Origin of the sequence: Streptococcus mitis (genome assembly GCF_001579035.1) — a bacterium.
In the GTDB taxonomy this organism is placed as follows: Bacteria; Bacillota; Bacilli; order Lactobacillales; family Streptococcaceae; genus Streptococcus; species Streptococcus mitis_J.
On sequence record NZ_KQ970288.1, the window covers coordinates 199398 to 202185 of the forward strand.

The following is a 2788-nucleotide window of genomic DNA, read 5'->3' on the forward strand; positions in this document are numbered from 1 at the left end:
GAGGCTTAGTATCTACTGTAGATGAGGTTTGATTTGCAAGTATCATTGGTAAAAACAGCTACAGTCTGAACAGACACCCTGTTCTTCTTTTATTACTACACGGACGTCTACTCCCGAGGAAATAACATCATCTATAAAATCTTGCTCATCATTATTAAATCGATTTGTGAGATAAATCATCTATTTCTCCATTTATTTTCATAATCCAAGTTAGTTAAATTTCGACATATCTATTTCATTGACTACAAACCTTCTACTCTTTTATCAGATAAAAGGAGAAATACTAATCCACTAAATAGAGAAATTCCTTATAACGTCTAAAAATTTCTGTCTCTTGGAATCCAGCCTCTGACATTTGTTTATATTGAAGTTGAAGTCGATCGATTAAGGTTCTTTTCTCTTCGGAAACATCTATTCCTAATAAAGCCAGAGTAGCTATTCTTTCCAAAAGTGCTTCAAATATATCTGTAAAATATTTCTCTGTAAGCAGAGCGCTTAAACTACCTTTCCTAATACGATGTATATACAAATCTTTATGAATATAGCTAGCCTTACATGACTCCATAAATAATTTAAAATTTGTAAAACAATCTCCTATGCTTTTACCAACAGGAAATAGTATCGTTTCAAATAGTCGTTTATGGAACAAAATCCCCCAACTAGTTTCAAACTCTATTCCTCTTTTTTGAATCAATTCATTTTGATTAAAATGCTCTTCTTTATAGTCAAACACATGAATATAATAGTTATTATCATTTTCATTAAATTTTTTATAGCTTCCTATCACTATTTCTGAATCATTTTTTAATGCTGATTGATATAATTCTGCTAGATAATTAGGAACAACAAAATCATCACCTTCTATAAAGGTAATAAATTCTCCTTTTGAATTTAGGATTCCTGTATTTCTTGCAGCAGAAAGACCTAAATTCTCTTGTTCAAAATAACGAAAACGTTTATCTTTATTGATAAACTCTTGACAAATATCTTCTGAATTATCTCTAGAACCATCATTCACTAGTAAAACTTCAAAATACGGATAGGTTTGATTTTCGATACTTTCTAAACATAATCTTAAATATGGGGATACATTATAAATCGGAATGACAACACTAATTAGTGTATTAGGATACGTTACAGTTCCCTCTATATTTTTTAAAAAGTCTAAATGTTCATTTAACAAAACTTTATTTTTTATATAATCCACTCTATATTTCAATAATTTTTGAAATTTATTGAAATAATGAATAGTAGGTAATCCTATTTCTTGTATTTTTTTAAACATTTTTTTAAAAATACTTAGTTCTTGCTCTGCATATTCTTGATTAAAGTTACTTGTTGTGCTATCTCCATGGATTCTATAAACATAAGTTAGTTCATCAACATATGAAACACTTTCTACATTCAGATATAAGCTAAAATAAAAATCTAAATCTTCTCCATATTTTATTGAAGTGTCAAATCGTAGATTATTCACTAGTTCTTTTCTGAATAATTTAGCTACAGCATTATTAAAACATACATTGATACTCATTAGTTTTGGAAAGATAGTAAGAAAATCATCTCTATTCATCTTTTCAAAATTTAGCAAGTTTTTTTCTTGTTTTGTATATACTATGGTGTAGTATGTATCTATATTATTATCAAATTCTTTATAGCAAGAAACTACAATATCAGAATTGGTTTTTTTGATTGAATTTATCAATAATTCTAAATGGTTTTCTGCAATCCAATCATCCGAATCAATGAATGTTATAAAGTCTCCTTTTACATTATCTAACCCTAAGTTTCTCGCAGATGAAACCCCTCCGTTTGCCTTTAAATAATATCTAAATCTAGTATCAGATTCTACAAATGCCTTACAAATAGACTCAGAATTATCTATTGAACCATCATTAACAAGAATTACCTCAAAATTTTTATACGTCTGATTTTTTATACTATTTAAACATTGCTCTAGGTATTTTTCTGCATTATAAATAGGGATTACAATACTTATTAGAAAATCTTCATCATTCAGTTTCAACATTTTTCCGTCTTCATTTACCAATTCCTTGTCATTCATCAAGAAAATCTCTCCTTAACACAACATTTTAAACTATATAACACTTCTGAACAATCATTTACTTATTTAAAAAATATAGTATTTCTTTACATCTTCTATATATTTCTGTATTTTCTAAGCCTGCTTCTTTAGCTTGGAAACAACGGGTTTTAAGCCTATCTTTTAACATCTCTTTTTCCTTAGAAATATCAATGCCAACTATACTTAACACAGCTATTCTTTCCAATAGTGCTTCTAATTCATCGGTTAAAAATTCTTCAGATATATTATCGCTAATACTGCCTTTTCTAATTCTATAAACATATAAATCTTTGTGAATATACGTAGTCTTACACGATTCCATATATAATTTATAATTAGTTCGCGTATCTGCTATATTTTTACCAACAGAAAACATCACATTCTCAAACAACCTTTTATGATATAAATTTCCCCAAATCTTTTGGAATTCTAATCCTTTATTTTCAAGTTGGGCAATGTTTTCTATTAACTCATGTTTTATAAAATGCTCTTCTCTATAGTCGAATATATGAATATAATAATTATTATCTTCTTCTTTGAATTTTTTATAGCTTCCGACAACTATTTCAGAATCATTTTTTAATGAAGTGTAATATAATTCTTCAAGATAATTAGGCTCTACAAAATCATCCCCATCTATAAAAGTAATAAACTCTCCTGTTGCATTTAATTATACCGGTACGTTTCTTAGCTGATGAAAGT

2 protein-coding genes and 1 pseudogene are annotated in these 2788 nt (G+C 27.8%); all 3 read right to left on the minus strand.

The window, feature by feature from the left end:
- Window positions 1–283 precede the first annotated feature (283 nt).
- Complete coding sequence (locus SMIDD26_RS07160; protein ID WP_061439675.1) at window positions 284–2065, minus strand: glycosyltransferase family 2 protein; 1782 nt, start codon at window positions 2063–2065, stop codon at window positions 284–286.
- A gap of 58 nt (window positions 2066–2123) precedes the next feature.
- Entirely contained in the window at window positions 2124–2462 is a 339-nt protein-coding gene (locus SMIDD26_RS13115; protein WP_061439676.1) for a hypothetical protein, read from the minus strand.
- 102 nt (window positions 2463–2564) lie between these two features.
- Window positions 2565–2741, minus strand: a pseudogene (locus SMIDD26_RS13715) (glycosyltransferase); the annotation flags it as partial.
- Between the last annotated feature and the right edge of the window lie 47 nt (window positions 2742–2788).

What these genes read in the sequence shown, in the direction of transcription:
- SMIDD26_RS07160 (WP_061439675.1), bottom strand. Translation starts at nt 2,065, where the DNA reads ATGAATGACAAGGAATTGGTAAATGAAGACGGAAAAATGTTGAAACTG.
- SMIDD26_RS13115 (WP_061439676.1), bottom strand. Translation starts at nt 2,462, where the DNA reads ATGTTTTCTGTTGGTAAAAATATAGCAGATACGCGAACTAATTATAAA.